This window comes from Lacinutrix salivirga, from assembly GCF_053604675.1.
Window position 1 is genome coordinate 1 of the sequence record NZ_JBSHNP010000064.1, and the last position, 305, is coordinate 305.

General features: G+C 37.4%; 1 protein-coding gene. It reads left to right on the forward strand.

The window, feature by feature from the left end; genetic code table 11:
- On the forward strand, positions 1–305 hold a 305-nt coding region (locus ACVC5O_RS02550; RefSeq protein WP_452219897.1), incomplete at both ends, for a DUF7507 domain-containing protein.

A 305-nucleotide genomic window follows, 5' to 3' on the forward strand; every position in this document is an offset into this window, starting at 1 on the left:
GTGACTGCTGGTACTGTTATAGATTATACATTTACAGTAACTAATACTGGTGATGTATCTGTAAACACCATCACCATTACTGATGATTTATTAGGTGGTGATATTACTGCAACACTTACTCTTGATGGTGATACTAACAATGATACCATCCTTGATCCTTCTGAAACTTGGATCTTTACTGGTGCATCATACACTGCAACACAAACGGATATTGATAATGGAAACATTACCAATAACGTTACTGCTGCTGGTTTAGAACCTAACGGAACTGATCCTGTTGAAGCTACAGATACCTATACCATCGA